Consider the following 19,260-nt stretch of genomic DNA (forward strand, 5'->3'; position numbering starts at 1 on the left):
CGAGGCCGCCGGGCGTGCCGACCGGATCGCCGCCTCCGCGCAGCGCGCCTTGGAGGCGCTGCGCCGCCGCCTCGCCGGGCTGGGCTCGGCCGCCGACATCCACGGCGCGTCGGCCGCCGACCCGATGGCCGTGCGCGTGCGCGCGGCCGCGGCGGAGCTGCGCGCCCTCGACGACCAGGTGCGCTCCCAGGAGCTGGAGGACGGTCTGAGCGGCGCGGTCCGCACCGCCCTGCGCGAGCTGCGCGACCGCGCCGACCTCTCCGGGGACGGCGGCGCGAGCGTCCGGCTGGGCCGTCACCGCTTCGCGGTGCGCCGCGAGCCGGTCGAGCTGACCCTGCAGCCCGACGGCGAGGGCCTCGCCTTCCTCGTCACCGGCACCGGCTACCGCCGCCCCGCGCGGCTGCCGCAGCTGCTGGACGGCCGCGCGTTCTGGACGCAGCCGCTGGTCAGCGAGTCCCCGGCCCTCTACCGCGCCGAGTACCTCGCCGCCGCGCTCCTGCCGGACGCAGCCACGGGCTCCGGCCCGGCACTGGCCGTTGGCCCCGGCTCCGCGCTCGGCGTTGGCTCCGGCTTCACCCTCGGCTCCGGCTCCGTCCTCGGCTCCGGCTCCGCGTTCAGCCCGGGTACGGGCTCCGGCTCGGCGCTGGCCGCTGGCCCGGGCTCGGCCCTGGGCGTTGGCTCCGGCTCCGTGTTCGGTCCGGGTACGGGCTCCGGTTCCGCGGTGGCCGCTGGCTCCGGCTCCGCGCTCGGTGCCGGGCCGGGCTCCGCCCTGGGCTCGGTGGGGGGTACGGACATCGGGCCGGACGTCAGCCTCAGCCCCGGGTCGGGAGGCGCCGGGGGCGCGGATTGGGAGGTGCTGCTCGCCGGGGTTCGGCGGGCGGCTGAGCGGGCCTATGACGAGGGCTACGAGCGCGGCGTCCACGACCACGACGCCGCGCTCATCCTCGACGCGCTGCTGCGGCTGCGCGCCCGGGCCGGGCTGCTGGAGCACCCGGCCGACGTGCGCGCGGCCGCGCAACTGTTCTGGGCCCACGGCGCGACCGACGCCCAACGCGCCGCGTGGCAGCGCCGCGCCCGCTCCCTCGTGCTCGCCCGCACTCACTTCGGCGCCACCGGCACGGTCGGCGCGCTGTCCGACCTGGCGTCCGAACTCTCCGCGGCGGCGGCGGAGTTCACGAACTCTCTCGGCCTGCCCCCGGTGTCGCGGACGGGCGACTACCTGGTCGCCGAACTCGCTGATCCGCGTGAGGGTTTCGCCGTCGGCGTCGCGGCCCGCACGCTCCTCGACGGCTTCGGGCAGACCGAGGCCGCGCCCGCCCTCGGCGCCGACCTCAAGGCCCTCGACGAGGACCTGGCCGCCCGGTGGCAGCTCGCAACCGCGTGGCTCGGCGCCTACGCGGCCGCCCGCGCGGGCGAGGAACCGGCAGCGGGCGGAGGAGAGGACGTCGGGGAGCTCGCCGAGGCCGTCGCCCACCTGTGCGCGCCCGAGCTGCCGCGCTACGAGGTCGGCGCGGCCGTCAGCGAGACCGTGACCGGACTGCTCGGCGCCCACCCCCGGGTCAGGGACGGCCGGCTGACCGTCCGCATCGACGAACTGCCCTACCGGGCCCGCGTGTTCCGCGAGGAGCGGGCGCCGGCCTTCCGCGCCTTCCAGCGACAGCGCGCGGAGGTCCTGTCCGCGGAGCGGGCCCGGCTGCGTCTGGACGACTACCGGCCGCGCCCGTTGGCGGGGTTCGTCCGCAACCAGCTGATCGACCAGGTCTACCTGCCGCTGGTCGGCGACAACCTGGCCAAGCAGCTGGGCACGCTCGACGCCACCGCCACCACCGACCGCAGCGGTCTGCTGCTGCTCCTGTCCCCGCCCGGGTACGGCAAGACCACGTTGCTGGAGTACGTCGCCGACCGTCTGGGCCTGCTCATGGTCCGTGTCGACGGCCCCGCGCTCGGCTCCGGCACGACCTCGCTCGACCCCGACCGCGCGCCCGACGCCGCGGCCCGCCGGGAGGTCGAGAAGATCGTCTTCGCCCTGGAGGCGGGCAGCAACGTCCTGCTGCACGTCGACGACATCCAGCACGTCTCCGCCGAGCTGCTGCAGAAGTTCATCCCGCTCTGCGACACCCAGCGGCGCGTGGAGGCCGTCAGCGACGGCGTCGCCCGGAGCTTCGACCTGCGCGGCCGCCGCTTCGCCGTCTGCCTCGCGGGAAACCCGTACACCGCCAACGGACAGCGCTTCGAGATCCCGGACATGCTCGCCAACCGCGCCGACGTCTGGAACCTCGGCGAGGTGCTGACGGGCCACCAGAGCCTGTTCGCGCTGTCCTTCCTGGAGAACGCCCTGGCCGCGAATCCGGTGCTGGCCCCGCTCGTCGGCGCGGACCCGGCCGACCTGCGCCTGCTGGTCGCGCTCGCCGACGGAGATCCCGCGGCCCAGGCGGACCAGCTCGGCCGGCCCGTGCCGGACCTGGACCGGGCCGTCGCCACGTTCGCCCGGCTGCGCCGGGTGCAGCGCACCGTCCTCGCCGTCAACGGCGCCTACATCGCCTCCGCCGCCCAGGAGGAGAGCGCCCGGACGGAGCCGCCGTTCCTGCTCCAGGGCTCGTACCGCACCATGGCGCAGCTCGCCGCCCGGATCGACCCGGTCCAGAGCGACGCCGAGGTCGAGGCCCTGCTCGACGACCACTACCTCGCCGAGGCCCGCACGCTCGGCAACGCCGCGGAGGCCAATCTGCTGGCCCTGGCCCGGCTGCGGGACCGGGCCACCCCGGAGCAGGCCGCCCGCTGGCAGGAGCTGTGCGCGGCCTACGCGGGGGGCTGAGGTCCGAACCGTTCGGCGACCTCGGCCCTGACCGTCTCGTGCAGCTCGTCCGAGGTGAAGCCCAGGTCGCGCAGGATCCGGGCGGCCGGGCTCTCCACGACGCGGATCAGGCCCAGCAGGGTGTGCTCCGTGCCGACCCAGTCGTGGCCGAGGGCGGCCGACGCGCGGGACGCCTCCTCGAGGGCCTCCTTGCTCTCCTGCCGGAACGCGATGTGACCCCGCAGCGCCTTGCGCCCGGACGGCGGCAGCACCCCCGCCACGGCGTCGCGGACGCGCTGCTCCGACCCGGCCTTCGCGGTCAGCAGCTCGTAGGCCAGGCCCCGGGTCTCGCCGAGCAGGCCGAGCAGCAGGTGTTCGGTGCCGATGAAGTCGTGCTTGTGCGTGCGGGCGGCCTCCTGCGCCAGCACCACGCAGTGCCGGTTCAGGTCGGTGAACCGCTCGAACACGCCCGGTGCGTGGCGCTGTTGGGCGGCCTGCTTGGACACCCCGATGGCGTCGCCGATCTCGCTCCACGAGGCGCCGGCCTGCTTGGCCTTGCCGACGTAGTGACCGACGAGCTGGTCGCCGAGGTCGGAGAGGGTCTGGGAGCGCAGCTGTGCCTCGCTGATGCGGGCCAGGGCGTCCGCGTCGGGGAGTTCCTCGTCGAGGCGCGCGATCAGGTCGGCGAGACTGACGTTGAGTGGGCTCATGCGTCAACGGTAAATTGACGGGACGTCGGCCGTCAAGATGGAATTGACGGTGACTGGTCCGGCCAGCCGAGCAGCCTCGCGCCGAAGACGGCCGTCTCCAGGGTGTAGCGCTGGAGCGCGTCGTCCGGGTCCAGGCCGGTCAGCCGCACGATGTGCGCGATCCGGTAGGCCAGCGCCCGGACACTCAGGCCGAGTCGGCGCGCCGCCTCGGCCGTGACGTAGCGCGAGTCGGCGTACGCGGTCAGCGTCTCCAGCAGAGGCCTCGGCCCGCCGCGGGCCTTGTGCAGTGGCCCGAGGACGCTGCGCACGAGCTCCTCCAGAGCGTCGCGGTCGCGCAGCAGCACCGGCAGGACCAGCAGGTCGGCCGCGTGCAGAAGCTGGCCCGGCAGTCCCAGCTGACCGGCCTGCTCCAGCGCCGAGCGCGCCTCCTCGTAGGAGTGCACCACCCCGCCGGGCCCGCTGTGCGGTCGGCCGACGACCACCCGGCGGCCCTTCGTCAGCTCGGCGAACGCCGTGACCACCGCGTCCTCCCCGGGGCCTGACGGCACGATGCACACCAGCCGCCCGTGCTTCACCGCGAGCAGCACCTCCTGGTCGCCGAAGCGTCCCAGCAACTGCCGCTCCAGGCCGCGCACCAACGGGTCGTCCAGGCCGTAGCCGTCGCCCTCGGCGACGGCGACCACGTGCGCGCAGGCCAGGTTGAGCCCGAACCGCTCGGCGTGCTCGGCCAGCCGCCCGAGGTCGCTGCGGCTGCTGAGCAGGTCCGCGACGAACTGCCGGCGTCCCGCCTCCTCGCGGCGCAGCCGCTCGCGGTAGGCCCGGCCGTGCCCTGCGGCGAGGGCGGCGACGGCGGCGCGCAGGGCCGCCATCGAGGCGGCGTCCACCGGCCGCCCCTCCCACGCCCGGCCGGTCGAGGCCAGCCGCTCGTCGATCAGCTCCGCGAGCCCGCGCCCCTCCTCGGCGGCGTGGTCGCCGTAGGCGCGCAGCTCCTCGAGCTCCTGGCGGCGCAGCCGGCGGCCGCTGTGGGACACCTCCTCCAGCGTCTGCGTCCACGCGTCGTTCCCGTTCGACGCGGACTCCTGCGACCCAGCTCTGACGGTGGCCAACTCCCGCTTCCTCCCCCGCGCACCCAGCGACAGCGACGCGTCAGCGTACCCGCTGCACCGTGGACGTACGACCCGTTACGGCCGCACCCGGGCGGCGCGGGACTCCAGGTAGCGGCGTTCGGCGAGGCTCGCGGTGGCCTTCGCGGCGCGGCGGTAGAGGTCGTGGGCGGCGGCCCGGTCGCCGGTCCGCTCCAGCAAGTGGCCCCGGACGGACAGCAGCCGGTGGTGGCGGGCCATCCGCTCGTCGTCGTCCAGCGTCGCCAGCAGCTCCAGCCCGGCCTGCGGGCTCTTAGCCTCGGCGAGGGCGATGGCCCGGTTGAGGGTGACCATCGGGTTGGGCGCGATGCGCTCCAGGATCAGGTAGAGGGCGTGCACCTGCGCCCAGTCGGTCTCCTCGGCCGAGGACGCGTCGTCGTGGGTGGCGGCGATGGCGGCCTGCAGCTGGTAGGGCCCCAGCGACGGGCCGGCCAGGGCGGCCCGGACCAGGTCGGTGCCCTCGTCGACCAGCGCGGCGTCCCACCTCGTCCGGTCCTGCTCGGCCAGCGGCACCAGCTCGCCCGTGGCCGTGGTGCGGGCGTCCCGGCGGGCGTGGGTCAGCAGCATCAGCGCGAGCAGGCCGGTGACCTCGCCGTCCTCGGGCAGCTGTGCGTGCACCAGGCGGGTCAGCCGGATCGCCTCGCGGGCCAGGTCGGCGCGGTGCAGCGTGTCGCCGGACGAGGCGGTGTAGCCCTCGTTGAAGATCAGGTACAGCACGTGCAGGACGACCTGGAGCCGCTCCTCGCGCTCCGCGCCCCGCGGCAGGGTGAACGCGCTCCCGGCGGCCCTGATCCGTTGCTTGGCCCGGCTGATCCTGGCCGCCATGGTGGCCTCCGGCACCAGGAACGCGCGGGCGATCTCGGCCGTGGTCAGGCCGCCGACCGCGCGCAGCGTCAGCGCCGTCTGCGAGGCGGCCGTCAGCGTCGGGTGGCAGCACAGGAACAGCAGCACCAGCGTGTCGTCGGTGTCGGGGACGTCCTGCGGCGCGAGCTCGGCCGGCGACTCGGCGGCCGCCGCCGTCTCGCGTGCGCGCCGGGCCTGGTCGCTGCGCACCTGGTCGATCAGCCGCCGGGAGGCGACGGTGGTCAGCCAGCCGCGCGGGTTGTCCGGCACGCCCTCGGACGGCCACAGCACGGCGGCCGCGAGGACGGCCTCCTGGACGGCGTCCTCGCAGCCCTCGAACCGGCCGTAGCGGCGGACCAGCGCGCCGAGGACCTGCGGCGTGAGCCCACGCAGCAGGTCCTCCAGGGCGGTCGTCGCCGTCATGCCTCCAAGTGTCCGTCGGAGAACATCACCTGACGCACCTCGACGCCCAGGCCCTCGATCGCGCTGTCCGGGATCCGGGCGGCCAGCTCGACCGCTCGCTCCTTGTTCTCGCAGTCGACCAGGTAGAAGCCGCCGAGGAACTCCTTGGACTCCAGGAACGGCCCGTCGGTCACCACCGGCTGTCCGTTGCGGACGGACACCACGGCGGCCTGAGACGGGTCGACCAGCGCCTGTGTGGTGATCAGCTCGCCGGACTCCTTCAGCTCCGCGATGAACCGGCCGTGTCCTGCGCCGATCGCCGCCTTCTCCTCGTCGGTCAGCGCGTCCAGCACGGCCGGGTTGATGTGCAGGCCGATCAGGAACTTCATCTCGTACTCCTTGTCGTTCGGCGGCCCTCGCAAGGGCCTTGTCGACAGGTGGTCGGAGCGGCCGCCGGATTCTTGACATCGCCACGCCCGACATCGCCGCGCCCGCGGACTCCGCACGCGGAGGTCACGTGCGGGAGGTCACCCGCCGAGGGCGCGCTTCAACACCTTGCCCATGTCGTTGCGCGGCAGCGCGGCGACGTACCGGACCTCGCGCGGGCGCTTGTGCGGCGCGAGGTGGGCCGCGACGTGCGCGGCGAGCTCGTCGGCGGTCGGCGGCGCGGCCGGGTCGGCCGGGACGATCCAGGCGACCACGCGCTCGCCGAGGTCCGGGTCGCTCTCGCCGGTCACGGCGGCCTCGGCGACGGCCGGGTGGTCCTGCAGCACGTTCTCGATCTCGCCCGCGCCGATCTTGTAGCCGCCGCTCTTGATCAGGTCGGTGGACTTGCGGCCGACGATGCGGACCGCGCCGTCCGGGTCCAGCACGGCCATGTCCCCGGTGCGGAACCAGCCGTCCTCGGTGAGCGCCTCCGCGGTCGCGTCCGGTCGGCCCAGATAGCCGCTGAACAGGTTCGCGCCGCGGACCTGGATCTCGCCGACGGTCTCCCCGTCACGGACGGTCGCCGGGTCGAACGGCGCCCCCGCTTCGTCGACCAGCCGCAGCTCCACACCGTCGAGCGGCGTGCCGACGGTGCCGGGCCGGTGGTCCGCGCCCGGGCGGACGCTGGTGTTCATCAGCGTCTCGGTCATGCCGTACCGCTCCACGACGCGGCGGCCGGTGGCCGCCTCGATCGCGCGGTGGTCGCGGGTCGCCAGCGCGGCCGAGCCGGAGACCAGCAGCCGGGCGCCCGCCAGCGCCTTCGCCAGCCCCGCGTCGTCGGCCTCCAGGTCCTGGGCGATGCGGTGGTACATCGTCGGCACGCCGAACAGCATGGTCGCCCCCGACGCGAGCTCGTCCCGGACCCCCTCGGTGGAGAACCGCCCCAGGTGCCGCACGCTGCCGCCGCGCCGCAGCGGGCCGAGGATCCCGAGCACGAGCCCGTGCACGTGGAACAGCGGCAGCGCGTGCACGAGCACGTCGTCGCCCGTCCACGCCCACGCCTCGGCCAGAGCGTCCAGCGTCGTGCGGACCGCGCGGCGGGGGACGACCGCGCCCTTCGGCGGCCCGGTGGTCCCCGAGGTGTAGATGATCAGCGCGGGCGACTCGTCGTCCGGCTCGGCCGGCCAGGCCGCCTCCGGACCGGGACCGCCGGCCGAGAGCTGCGGCGTGACCACCCGCAGGCCCGCGAGGACGCCGGGCAGTTCGTCGTCCGCGGCGGCCAGGACCAGCTCGGGCTCGCTGTCGCCGACGACGTGCGCGAGCTCGCGCTCCCCGCTCTTCGGGTTCAGCGGCACCACCGTCACGCCTGCGACGAGCGCGGCGACCACGCCGACGGCGGTCTCCAGCGTCGGCGTCGCCCAGAGCGCGACCCGGCGCGCCGCGCCGAGGCTCGCCGCTGTCGCCAGCACGGCGGTGCGCAGCCGCGCGTAGTCGAGCTCGCGCGCGCCGAAGCTCACCGCGGGCGCGGGACCGCCGGCCGCGACGGCGGGAAAGAGGGGACCGTTGCTCACGTGCATTCCTCCTGGAGCCGAGGGCGATGGCACCACGCTAGCCCGCCGGGCCCGGGGTCGGTCCGACCTTCGCTCTGCCTCAGCGGGCCTGCGGAGCCCTGCCCAGCACCCGGTCCAGGTACGGGTTGGTGAACAGGCCCGTCGGGTCGAGCTTGTCGCGCAGGGCGACGAAGTCGTCGAAGTGCGCGTAGCGCGGACGCAGGGCGGCGGCGTCGAGGTCGTGCATCTTGCCCCAGTGGGGGCGGCCGCCATAGGAGGAGAGGATGTCCTGGCAGGCCCGGAAGTACCGCTCGTGCGGCATGCGGTGGTACTGGTGGAAGGCGATGTAGCAGTTCTCCCGCCCTTGCGCGGTGGAGAGCCAGATGTCGTCCGCGGCCACGAAGCGGATCTCCAGCGGGAAGGACACCCGCTCGTCGTTGCGGTCGATCCACTGCTTGATCTCCCGCAGAGCGTCCGCCGCGTGCTCGCGCGGGATCGCGAACTCGCCCTCCAGGAAGCGGACGGGGCGGGACGAGGCGAAGATCTTGTAGGAGAGGTCGGTCCACTCCCGTGCCGACATCGCCTTCGCCGCGAACCGGGCGATCGGGCGGACGGTGGCGGGGAAGCGGGTGCCGATCCGGCAGAGGGCCTCGAAGCCGGGCCCGTTGAGGGCCTCGTCCAGGCGCGCGCTCAGCGCCCCGACGGGGGTGAGCGGGGTGGTCGCCGGCAGCCGGGTGAACCGTCGGGTCAGCGAGACCTCGCTGTGCGGGAACCAGAAGAACTCGAAGTGGTCGTGGCCGTCCGCCAGTTCCTGCATGCCGTCGAGGACCTCGGCGACGGGCCGCTGGGTGTCCTGCGCGCGCATCGCGAACAGCGGCACGCACTGGAGCGTGACCTGGGTGATGACGCCGAGGGCGCCGAGCCCGACCCGTGCGGCGGCGAACAGCTCGGGCTGCTCGGTCGCCGAACACCGCGTCACCGAGCCGTCGGCGAGGACGATCTCGAGCGCGCGCACCTGCGTCGCGATGCCGCCGAAGCGGGTGCTGGAGCCGTGGGTGCCGGTCGAGATCGCGCCGGAGATCGTCTGCCGGTCGATGTCGCCGAGGATCTCCATGGCCAGTCCGTGCTCGGCGAGCAGCGGGTTGAGCTGCCACAGCGGCATGCCCGCGCCGATGGTGACCAGCCCGGACGTCGCGTCGACGGAGACCAGCCGGTTCATCCGGTCCAACTGGAGCTGGACGCCGGGCGCGACCGCGGTGGGGCTGAACGAGTGCCCTGAGCCGACCGCCTTGACCCCGTGCCCGTCGCGGATCGCGGCCGCGACCTCGACGGCCACCTCGCCCGCGTCGGCCGGCCGCGCGACCCGCACCGGGTGTGCCTGCTCGTTCCCTGCCCAGTTGCGCCACGCGTTCGTCATGACACGGAAGGGTGAACTTGTTCAGTTGTCCAAGTCAAGGGTCCAGGAGCCTTGACTTGGACAACTGAACAAGTCACGCTGCCGGACACAGCGCGGGCTCGTACCAGCCCCGGCAGGTCCAGCGAGAGGCCCTTCGATGACGACCGAGACGCCCAGGAAGACCACGTCGCCCGCCACCTTCGACCAGCTCCAGCGGGCCACCGCCGAGCTGCGGCCCCCGTTCGCGGTCATCGACCTCGGCGCCCTGCGCGCCAACTCCGAGCGGATGGCGGCCCGCGCCGGAGGCAAGCCGATCCGGCTGGCCAGCAAGTCGCTGCGCTGCCGCCCGCTGATCGAGGACGTGCTGCGCACCCCCGGTTACCGGGGCGTCCTGGCATTCACCGTTCCCGAGGCCCTCTGGCTGGCCCGCACCACGGACGAGTCGCTGGGCGACATCCTCGTCGGCTACCCGTGCGCGGACGTCGACTCGCTGCGCGAGCTCGCCGCCGACGAGCGCGCCGCCGCGCGGATCGCGGTCATGGCCGACTCGGTGGAACACCTCGACCTGATCACCCGTGCCGCCGAGGCCGCGGGCGCGGACGGGCCGCCGGTGCGCGTCTGCCTGGACCTCGACGCCTCGCTGCGGCTGCTCGGCGGCCGCATCCACCTCGGCATGCGCCGCTCGCCCCTGCACGACCCGGCCGCCGCCGGCGCCCTGGCCCGCGCGGTCCTGGCCAGGCCCCGACTGCGGCTGGTCGGGGTGATGTCCTACGAGGGCCAGATCGCCGGCCTCGCGGACAACCAGCCGGGCTCCCCGCTGATGCGCGCCGGGGTGCGCCTGATGCAGCGCATGTCCGCGCAGGAGCTGCGCATCCGCCGCGCGGCCGCGGTGCGCGCCGTCCAGGACGTCGCGCCGCTGGAGTTCGTCAACGGCGGCGGCACCGGCAGCCTCGAGGCCACCTCGTCCGAGGCCGCGGTCACCGAACTCGGCGCCGGATCCGGCCTGTACGCGCCGCGCCTGTTCGACCACTACCGGGCCTTCACGCCGTACCCCGCCGCGTACTTCGCACTGACCGTCACCCGCCGCCCCGCGCCGCGGCACGTCACGGTCCTCGGCGGCGGCTGGATCGCCTCCGGGCCGGCCGGAGCGGACCGGCTGCCGACCCCCGTCTTTCCGCCCGGCCTGCGCCTCGTCGGCACCGAGGGCGCGGGCGAGGTGCAGACGCCGCTCGTCGGCGACGCGGCGGACGGCCTGCGCCTCGGCGACCGCGTCTGGTTCCGGCACGCCAAGGCGGGGGAGCTGTGCGAGCGCGTGGACCGCCTCCACCTCGTCGAGGGCGACCGGATCGTGGGCGAGGCCCCGACCTACCGCGGCGAGGGCCACGCCTTCTTGTAGCGTGCCTCGGACGTCTCGTTCCCCTGCCGTTCTCTGCACCAGGAGTCAGTCATGTCCCGCCGATCCGCCGAGGAGCGACGCGAAGAGCTGATCGAGGCGGCGATCAAGGTGATGATCCGGGAAGGCGTCGCGAAGGCGACGACCCGCGCGATCGTCGCCGAGGCGGGTCTGCCGCTGGGCGCGTTCCACTACTGCTTCCGCTCCAAGGAGGAGCTGCTGCAGAGCGTGGTCGAACGCATCATGCAGGGAGCGCTCGCGCCCGCCGTCGCGGCGGGCGTCGAGGGCGCGCCCCTCGCCGCGGTTGTCCGTGACACGCTCCACGCCTACTGGGCGCGCATCCGCGCGACCCCCGAGGAGCACCTGCTGACGTACGAGCTGACCCAGTACGCGCTCCGCCAGCCCGGGCTCGCGGAGGTGGCCCGCCACCAGTACGGCCGCTACCTCGAGGTCAACCGCGACTCCCTCGCCACGATGGCCCGCCTCGCGGGCTTCGAGTGGTCCGTCCCCCTCCCCACCCTCGCCCGCTACGGCCTCGCCGTCCTCGACGGCCTCACCCTCAACTGGCTCATCGACCGCGACGACGCGGCCGCGAGCGCCGCGCTGGACGAGTACGCGCAGTACCTGATCTCCGTGGCGCGCTAACGCCAAGGTTTCGCTCCCGCACGGGGTTTGCACTATCCAGGGGCGCGGGGAACTGCGCGACAAGCCACCGACGATCGGGTGGTCCTCATCGAGCAGGGCCATCCGCGCAGGGTGGTTGCTCGCGCCCGCGCTGGGGCACCTCCCGGCCGAAGGCTGGGGGAGGAGCCGCAGATCGGCAGAGCCTCGCGCCCCTCGGATGCCACCGGACGCTCGCGTACCTGATCGTCGCCTTCGCCTACAACATGGTCCTGACACCGTTCGGTTGAACGTGCTCGAACATCACTGAATCCGGTTGAACCAGGCCTGTTCATGTGAAACGGGCGGAATGTGGCCCACCCCGAGGGCCCCGGCCTCGCGCCTCGCGCGAGGCCCGGGTCCCTCTGCCCAGTCGGCAGCGGGAATCGCATGTCGCAGAAACGAGAGGTGCCGCTAGTATCCACCTCGCTTTCCGGGGTGGCTCGGGAGCCCGCGAATTCGCGCCATTGGGGGAGGAAAGAACATGCACATTCCCTACCGTCATAGAGAAGGACCTCGCAGGGGCTGGAGATCGGCCGGCGTCGCGCTCGCCATGCTGGTCGCCCTGCTCGGGCAGGCCGGCGTCGCAAGCGCCGCAACCACCCCGAACGCCGACACCGCTGGGCACGCCGCCACGACGAGGCCGGCCACGTCGGCAGGCGGCAGCCAGAAGCAGCACCGGACCCCGCCGCCCGTCCCCGCCAAGCCGCGGCCGGGCGTGCGACTGACGACCAAGCCGGTCGCACCCGCCAAGTCCGCGCTGCCCGCACCACCGCGGACCGGCGCGCAGCTCGCCGCCCGGACGACGGCCCGCGCCGCCGCCGTGCGCACCGCGCTCGCCAACGCGCAGACGGTCAGCAGTTGTTCCGGCGCGATCGTCGCCGGCACCGTCTACTCCTGCACGACTCCGTCCGCGACCGGCACCGACAGCTACACGCTGACGCTCGGCCAGGCCACCGACTTGCTCGCGATCCGCGCATACGGCTCCGGCGGCAGCCAACTGCCTTTCACGGTCGCCGCGCCGGACAGCACGGTGCTCAACTGTGCCGCGCCGAACTGGTCCTTGCCGCCGCAGTGTCACACCTCGCAGGCCGGCACCTACACGGTCGCCGTGCAGAACAGCAATGCGTCGTACACGCTGGCGTTCCTCCCGCTGCTCTCCGACGCCGGCTGCACCACCGTGGACCCGTCCTTCACCGCACCGACGCTGCAGGGCAGCCTGGACGCCAGCGCCGTCGGCGACTGCTACAGGCTTCCCATGGCAAGCGGCCACGTCCTGCGCGCCGACGCGTACTCGCCCTCGAACGGCAGCCTGGCGGTGACGGTCTACGACGCGACCGGCACGCAGATCTGCTCCGACACCTTCGGTGACTGCACGCTGACCGGGACCGCCCCCTACAGCGTCCTGGTCGACGACGCGAACGGCAACGTCGACTCCTACGACCTGCAGCTCAATGACGTGACCCAGCCGCAGGGCTGTGCTGCCACGGCGCAGGGCGTCTACGGCGCGGCTCCGGACCTCAGCGGCGCCGATCGCTGCCGCACGCTCCAGGTGACCGCCCCGGGGCTGTACCAGGTCTACGCGGCGAGCACGGACCAGCAGGGCCTCGGCGGCACCCTCTACAAGACCGACGGCACCCTCGCCTGCACCAATTCCGGCCCGACCTGCCAGCTGGCGGCCGGGAGCTACGACTTCGTCGTCAGCCCGTGGCTGGGCGGCCCGGCGCACTTCGGCGTCGTCTTCATCTCCGCGAGCGAGTCGCGCGGCTGCGCCTCCGCCACCGACACCGGCTTCTCCACCGGCCCGGCCACCGGTGCCTTCAGCGGCGCGGGCGAGGAAATCTGCCTGACCCTGCCGACCGCCTCGGGCCTGTCCGACTACTTCTTCGACCAGCCCACCGCGGACGGCTCCGCCCCGCAGGCGCAGGTTGTCGACGCCACCGGTGCACAGCAGTGCCCGAATGCCACTTTCTCCTACGCCACTTGCCCGTTGGCCGGCACCGCCCCTTTCCGGGTGCTCCTGTCCGGCCAGCCCGCGAAGGGCGGCTACCGGCTGCTGGCCCAGCGGACCGACTCGCAGACGGGCTGCCGCGCCTGGCCGCAGTCCGGCTTCGGCAGCTCCTATGGCGCGACCGCCTCGCTGACCCCCTCGGCGGACGTCGCCTGCTTCGCGATCCCCGCGAACGCGCACTCCACGGGCGAGATGATCGACTACTCGAACACCTCGAACGTGGTGAACGGGGCGACCTACGTCAACGACCCGACCGGTCAGCAGGTCTGTTCCGGTAACAGCACGGGTTTCTGCTCCTACCGGACCGGCGTGGCGTACACGGCGCTGCTGATCACCGTCAGCCCGAAACCTGAGACCTACCACCTGGTCCGCCGCGACGTGTCCCGCACCGCTGCCTGCGCGACCCCGGCCTCCACGGTCCCCGGCGGCCCGTCCACCACGCTGCTGCTGGGCTCCGACCTGGACAGCCGCTGCCTGCGGGTGACCGCCGCCGTCGGGGACAAGCTGGCCCTCGGCGTGCGCACCTCGGCGCTGACCCAGGCCGGCGCCGTGCTCCAGGTGGCCGACCCGAACGGCACGATCCTGTGCTGGCAGCATGGCCCGACCTGCGAGGTCACCGGCCAGACCTCCTACCAGGTGCTGGTGACCGCGGCGAACTACCAGGGCGTGTCCATCACCGCCCATGTGGACACCTGGCGGGTCGGCACGGCCTCCGGCTGGGCTTCGCAGTGCACCGCGCACCCGCTCGACGCCGCGACCGGCTGGAAGCCGATCACGGCCTCCCTCTCGGAGGCGGCGGCCGGCTACTGCGCCGTGGTCGCCGTCCAGCCGAGCCAGCGGTTCTGGCTCTACACCGCAGGGGCGAGCAGTGCGAACCAGCCGGTGATCGGCATGCAGTCCGCAGCCGGGTGGGGAGTCGGCTGGTCGCAGGCGATGGGTCTGTGCAACGGGGTCTCGGGGACGTCGATCGGCTGTCAGACTGCCTCGACCGACCCGGCCGGGCAGGACGTCATGGTGCTCTTCCCGTACCTGTCCGCGCTGCCGCTCTCGCTGACCTTCCAGGGCGCCTGCGACACGAACTGCGCGGCCCGGACACCTTATCCGCAGGTCACCGGGGTCACGCCGGCCTCCGGCCCGTCGGGCGGCCTCAACACGGTCGTCGTCCACGGCCAGAACCTCAACCTGGCGACGCGGATCGATCTCGCGCAGAACGGCATGAACGCGGCCAACTACGCGATCACCGTGCCTGTCTCGCTCAGCGGGGACGCGACGGCGCTGACCGTGCGGCTCAACACCCGTGGGGTCGCGCCCGGCACCTACGACGTGGTGCAGGACGGCGTCGGCTACAGCGTGGGCACCCCGTCTCCCGGTTACCTGCCGGGCGCCTACCGTGTGACCGCCGGTCCGAGCCCGGTGCCCGCCGGTACCTTCGTGCCGCTCAACCCGAGCCGTGTGCTCGACACCCGCACGGGCCTCGGCGCGCCGAAGGCACGGGTGGCACCCGGGCACCTGGTGCGGCTGCTGGTGGACGGCGTAGCGCACGTTCCGACCGCCGGAGTCACCTCGGTGGTCCTCTCCGTCACCGCCGCGGCCCCCACCCGGGCCGGGGCGCTGACCGCCTACGCGGACGGTACGGCCCGACCCCAGGTCACCGACCTCTCCTTCGGTCTCGGTCAGACGGCTACCGCCCAGGTCACCGTCCCCGTGGTCAACGGCAGGGTCGACCTCTACAACGGATCGGCCGGGACGGTGGACCTGAGCGCCGACCTGGCCGGCTACTACACCTCCGTCGGCAATCACCTGCGGCTCGACCCGATGGGGCCCGAGCGGATCCTCGACACCCGTACCGGTCTCGGCGCTCGGAAGGCGCACGTGGCCGCCGACCGGGCGATCGCGGTCACCCTGGCCGGTGTCGGCGGGGTTCCGGCCCACGTCAGCGCGGTAGTGCTGAACGTCGGCGCCCTCGCGCCGGCCAAGTCCGGCTACCTGGCGGCCTTCGGCTACGGACAGGCCGTCCCCCACGTGAGCCAGCTCACCTTCATGGCGGGCCGGAGCGTCACGGGCCTGGTCACCGTTCCGGTGGTCGGCGGCAGGGTCGACCTCTACAACGGATCGGCCGGGACGGTGGACCTGACGGCCGACGTGGTCGGCTACTACGCCACGGCCGGCTCCTTGTACCTGGCGGTGGCCCCCGTCCGTGCGCTGGACACCCGTACCGGTCTGGGCGGTTCGGGCACGACGGTGCTTCCGCACGCGGCGGCACAGCTCAACGTCAGCAACCTGCCGAACCTCCCGAACACGGTCACCGCCGTCGTGCTCAGCGTCACCGTCACGGGTGCGCAGAACGGCGGCGCACTCACCGTCTTCCCGGACGGTCAACCGGTCGAGCGTCTTCCCAACGTCATCGTCCTGGCGGGCCAGACGGTCACCACGCAGGTGGTGGTTCCGGTGGTCAACGGCGTGGTCGACTTCTACAACAACACGCCGGGCAACATCCAGGTGGTCGCCGACCTGGAGGGCTACCTCGCCTCCTGACCCGAACAGTTGAGAGCACCGGGCCCCGACCGCGCACCCGTGCGGCCGGGGCCCTCGCTTGCCCCGGTCGCAGTGCGACCCGGGGGAGCTTGAGGTGGTCGATGCCGGTGTCGGGCGGCGCTGGACCGGCAGTTCGCCGAACGCGAGCGCGACCGGCTACGCCTCCAATCGCGGCGAACACCTCACCGTCCCGGTAGCGGCGTCGGCCACCGCCCTGCGGACGTGTCGGCGACGCCGGCACCCCCCGCTGAAACAGCTGCCGCAGCCCGGCCGGCGCCAACCGCCTCACGATTGTCACAGTTGAAGCCTGCTGGCCATGAGATGACTGCTCAAGGCTAAAGGGGCTTCAGGCGCAATTCGTGGACGCGGAGGTGAAGGGCCGCCAGGTCCAGCAGCGGGGTCTCGACGCCGAAGGCCCGCGCACGCGCGGTGAGGTCGCCGAGGATGTGGTCGCCCTCCGTCGGCAGCCCCGCTGCCGTGTCACGGTAGAGGGACGCGGTGTCCGTCGAGTCCGCGCGGGTGAGCCCCGCCGCGACGCGGTCGAGGGTCGCGGCCGGCAGCGGGTGGCCCGCCGCCGCGGCGACCGCCGCGGCCTCGGTGAGGAGCGCAGGGCCGAGCCATGCGCCGCCCGCGGTGACGATCTCGCCGACCGAGCCGCGCATCAGCGTGGTCAGCGCGCCCAGCGTGCTGATGAAGACCCACTTGCTCCACATCACGCCGAGGATGTCGGGGGAGACCGTGACGCCGAAGCCGGCGTCGGAGAACTCCTTGCCGATCCGCTCGACGCGCGCGCTGCTGCCGCCCGTGGGCTCGCCGATCACCACGTCGGCGATCACCGACGCGCTGATGCGGTCCAGGACCTGGACGTCGCCGTTGTCGTCGAGGGTGCCGAAGACCCGGACCACCCCGCCGAGCACCGCGTCCGCGCCGAACCTGCGCTCGATCGCGGCCAGGTGGGCCATGCCGTTGAGGAAGGGGATGATCACCGTGCCGGGGCCGATCGCCGGTGCGACGTCCTCCAGGGACGGGGCCAGGGCGCCCGCCTTCACCGAGAGCAGCACCACGTCGTAGGGGCCGTCGATCTCGCCCGGCAGCACCAGCCGCGGGCGGAGCTCCTGCTCCGGCCCGCGCAGGCCGGCGCCGACGATCCGCAGGCCGCGTTCGCGCAGCGCCGCGGCCCGGCGCGGGCGCACCAGGAAGGTGACGTCCCGGCTCGCCAGGGCCAGCCGGCCGCCGAAGAAGCCCCCGGTAGCCCCTGCCCCGACGACGAGGATTCGCATCGTGCCCGCCCTCCCACTGCCCCGCGATCTTGGGACGTCCTGACGTCCTGACGTCCGCAGGCGACAACAGGCGGCTGTCCGCCGGTATTTCCGGACTCAGGCGGACGGCTGCCAGGGAGGCGTCTGGTTCCAGGACCACCGCGGCATGGGCGCGGCGTCGATCGGAGGGGGGTTCTCGCCCGAGTAGATCAGGGCCATCCGGCTGCCCCACTCGATGTAGTAGGTGAAGACGGCGCGGAACTCGGGGTCGGTAGGCAGCCCGACCTCGTCCGCGGAGTCCATCAGCAGGGCCACCCAGCGTCGCCGCTGCTCCTCGGTGATGTGGCGGCCCAGGTGGCGGCTCGCCATGTGCGGGTGGCCGCCGCGCCGCTCGGAGTAGCCGCGCGGGCCGTCCTGACCGCCGAAGACCTCGGCCAGCCAGAGGGCGACGTGCTGAGGGTGCTCGGCGTCCATCCCGGCGAAGAGGGGTGCCAGCAGCGGGTCACTGAGGACGTGCTTGCCGTAGAACGTGGCCGTCAGGCGCTGCAACGCCTCCAGGCCGCCGGCCCATTCGAGGATCGAAGGGGTCGACGGCTTCTCTGCCTTCTCTGCCTTCTCGCGCTTCTCGTGGTGCTCGTCGTGCTCGCTCACGAGAGTTCTCCTCTTGCGGGGCTCCTTTGTAATCATGATTACGTCGTTGCAGGAGCCCGCGCAAGCGGTTCGGGTACTTCGGCCGTGCGCGACCGTCAGTTCATCGACGGGCTGGCCCCGCGCCAGGCTTCGAGTCCGGCCTGGGAGGCGACCCGGGCCTGGTTGAGGGTGCGCTGGGCCATCTCGGTCGGCGCGGTTTCCCAGCTCTGGACCCAGCGGCGTCCGGCCATGGCGAGCGAGAACCCGACCATGGCGGCACCGGCCGCGACGACCAGCGCGCCGAAGCCGGTCATGGCGGCACCGGCCGCGAGCAGCTGGGTGTTGGGGCGGAAGCCCGGGATGGTGCTGCTGTTCTTACTCTGCATCGTGCTCATGGGACCACGATGCGCGCACCCGCCCGGTCCCGCATGTCGGGTACGGCGTCAGTGGGACGCGGCCTCGCCGGCGGTCTCCCCGGCGCCCTCCGTGCCGGTCTCGTCCGTCCCGCCGACCGGAAGGGGCTCCGCACCCAGGGCGACCACCGTGGTGGTCTCCACCCTCCGGCTGGTCTGTGCGACGAACGCGCCGACCAGCACCAGTCCGCCGCCCAGCAGTTGCGGCGTCGACAGGTGCTCGCCGAGCAGGAACCAGGAGAGCACCGTCGCCACGATCGCCTCCAGGAAGGCGATCACGGAGGCGACCGGCGCGGAGAGCCTGCTGACGGAGGCGACCCCGGTCAGGTAAGCGACGACGGTCGAGACCAGCACCATCCACAGCGCCAGCACGAGGGCGGGGACGTGCCGCGAACCCATCGCGGCCTCGCCGCCCAGCACGTGCCAGGGCAGCGTCCACGGCTGGGCGAGCGGAGTCATCAGCAGCGCGCCGATCAGCAGGCCGAAGCCGCTGAGCGCGATCGGGTCGATCCGCTCGGCGGGGCCGTCCTTGACGGAACGCCCGGCCTTCTCCGAGATCACGAAATAGCCGACCTGGGCACAGGCCGCGCCGAGCCCGAACAGGACGCCGATCGGGTCCAGCCCGCCGAGGCCGGTCCACACCTCGACCACCAGCGCGAGCCCCAGTGTCGCCGTGAGCGCGCCCAGGGCCGCCGCCCGGGTGACCGGCCGCCGCTGCACGAAGCGTACGTACGCGAGCAGCAGCGAGGGGCCGAGGTACTCCAGCAGCATGGCGATGGCGACGGGCACGCGGGAGATGGCGAAGAAGTACGACACCTGCACGAGCGTCACCCCGAGCAGGCCGAAGCCCAGCAGCAGCCACGGCTGCCGCCGCAGCAGGCCCCGGTGCCGGATCGTCACGGGCAGCAGCACGAGGGCGGAGCCGGCCATGCGCACCCACACCACCTGCAACGGGCTGAGCCCCGCCTCGATCAGCGGTTTCGCGGCGACGCCGGAACCACCGAAGGCGAACGCGCTGACCAGCGCGAGAGGCAGCCCGAGGCTGGAGCGGGCGGAACGGGTGTGCATGCCCCGCATTGTGGCAGGGGCCCGGGCC

Annotated in this window: 14 protein-coding genes; 4 read left to right on the forward strand and 10 right to left on the reverse strand. The window is 73.5% G+C overall.

What is annotated here, in order from left to right; genetic code table 11:
* Nucleotides 1–2,815, forward strand: a 2,815-nt coding sequence (locus TR48_RS42990) for an AAA family ATPase (RefSeq protein WP_369405558.1), incomplete at its 5' end; no start/stop codon positions are given.
* Here TR48_RS42990 and TR48_RS06230 read toward each other — a convergent pair.
* The 6 genes from TR48_RS06230 to TR48_RS06255 form a co-directional block, all read right to left on the reverse strand.
* Nucleotides 2,800–3,504 (reverse strand): Clp protease N-terminal domain-containing protein, encoded by a 705-nt coding sequence (locus tag TR48_RS06230; RefSeq protein ID WP_042364898.1) that lies wholly within the window; start codon nucleotides 3,502–3,504, stop codon nucleotides 2,800–2,802. The two genes, TR48_RS42990 and TR48_RS06230, sit on opposite strands and share 16 nt — an antisense overlap.
* Nucleotides 3,505–3,536: 32 nt before the next feature.
* On the reverse strand, nucleotides 3,537–4,610 hold the full coding sequence (locus tag TR48_RS06235; RefSeq protein WP_042364899.1) for a PucR family transcriptional regulator: 1,074 nt from the start codon (nucleotides 4,608–4,610) through the stop codon (nucleotides 3,537–3,539).
* A 75-nt stretch (nucleotides 4,611–4,685) separates the two neighbouring features.
* Complete coding sequence (locus TR48_RS06240) at nucleotides 4,686–5,912, reverse strand: RNA polymerase sigma factor (RefSeq protein ID WP_042364900.1); 1,227 nt, start codon at nucleotides 5,910–5,912, stop codon at nucleotides 4,686–4,688.
* Nucleotides 5,909–6,280, reverse strand: coding sequence for a YciI family protein (locus tag TR48_RS06245; protein WP_042364901.1), 372 nt, complete (start codon nucleotides 6,278–6,280; stop codon nucleotides 5,909–5,911). The genes TR48_RS06240 and TR48_RS06245 overlap by 4 nt, the downstream gene beginning before the upstream one ends.
* A gap of 138 nt (nucleotides 6,281–6,418) precedes the next feature.
* A complete protein-coding gene (locus TR48_RS06250; protein WP_268873563.1) occupies nucleotides 6,419–7,888 on the reverse strand; it encodes an AMP-binding protein in 1,470 nt (489 codons plus the stop codon).
* Between the two features lie 79 nt (nucleotides 7,889–7,967).
* Nucleotides 7,968–9,284: a D-arabinono-1,4-lactone oxidase gene (locus TR48_RS06255; protein WP_042364903.1), complete on the reverse strand. Its 1,317-nt coding sequence runs from the start codon at nucleotides 9,282–9,284 to the stop codon at nucleotides 7,968–7,970.
* A gap of 136 nt (nucleotides 9,285–9,420) precedes the next feature.
* Here TR48_RS06255 and TR48_RS06260 point away from each other — a divergent pair, with 136 nt between their 5' ends.
* From TR48_RS06260 to TR48_RS06270, 3 genes are all read left to right on the forward strand, one after another.
* Nucleotides 9,421–10,659, forward strand: a complete 1,239-nt coding sequence (locus TR48_RS06260; protein ID WP_042364904.1) for an amino acid deaminase/aldolase — start codon at nucleotides 9,421–9,423, stop codon at nucleotides 10,657–10,659.
* A 51-nt stretch (nucleotides 10,660–10,710) separates the two neighbouring features.
* Nucleotides 10,711–11,301 (forward strand): TetR/AcrR family transcriptional regulator, encoded by a 591-nt coding sequence (locus TR48_RS06265; RefSeq protein ID WP_042364905.1) that lies wholly within the window; start codon nucleotides 10,711–10,713, stop codon nucleotides 11,299–11,301.
* Between the two features lie 568 nt (nucleotides 11,302–11,869).
* Complete coding sequence (locus TR48_RS06270) at nucleotides 11,870–15,862, forward strand: hypothetical protein (protein WP_042364906.1); 3,993 nt, start codon at nucleotides 11,870–11,872, stop codon at nucleotides 15,860–15,862.
* Nucleotides 15,863–16,197: 335 nt separating this feature from the next.
* Here TR48_RS06270 and TR48_RS06275 read toward each other — a convergent pair whose 3' ends face one another.
* The 4 genes from TR48_RS06275 to TR48_RS06290 form a co-directional block, all read right to left on the reverse strand.
* Nucleotides 16,198–17,142 carry a 2-dehydropantoate 2-reductase gene (locus TR48_RS06275; protein WP_042364907.1) on the reverse strand — a complete coding sequence of 315 codons (945 nt, stop codon included), beginning with the start codon at nucleotides 17,140–17,142 and terminating at the stop codon, nucleotides 16,198–16,200.
* A 96-nt stretch (nucleotides 17,143–17,238) separates the two neighbouring features.
* Nucleotides 17,239–17,772, reverse strand: coding sequence for a group II truncated hemoglobin (locus TR48_RS06280; RefSeq protein ID WP_042364908.1), 534 nt, complete (start codon nucleotides 17,770–17,772; stop codon nucleotides 17,239–17,241).
* 95 nt (nucleotides 17,773–17,867) lie between these two features.
* A complete protein-coding gene (locus tag TR48_RS06285) occupies nucleotides 17,868–18,146 on the reverse strand; it encodes a hypothetical protein (protein WP_152627824.1) in 279 nt (92 codons plus the stop codon).
* Nucleotides 18,147–18,194: 48 nt separating this feature from the next.
* On the reverse strand, nucleotides 18,195–19,232 hold the full coding sequence (locus tag TR48_RS06290) for an EamA family transporter (RefSeq protein WP_042365020.1): 1,038 nt from the start codon (nucleotides 19,230–19,232) through the stop codon (nucleotides 18,195–18,197).
* Between the last annotated feature and the right edge of the window lie 28 nt (nucleotides 19,233–19,260).

The organism is Streptacidiphilus neutrinimicus (assembly GCF_000787815.1).
Lineage (GTDB): Bacteria > Actinomycetota > Actinomycetes > Streptomycetales > Streptomycetaceae > Streptacidiphilus > Streptacidiphilus neutrinimicus.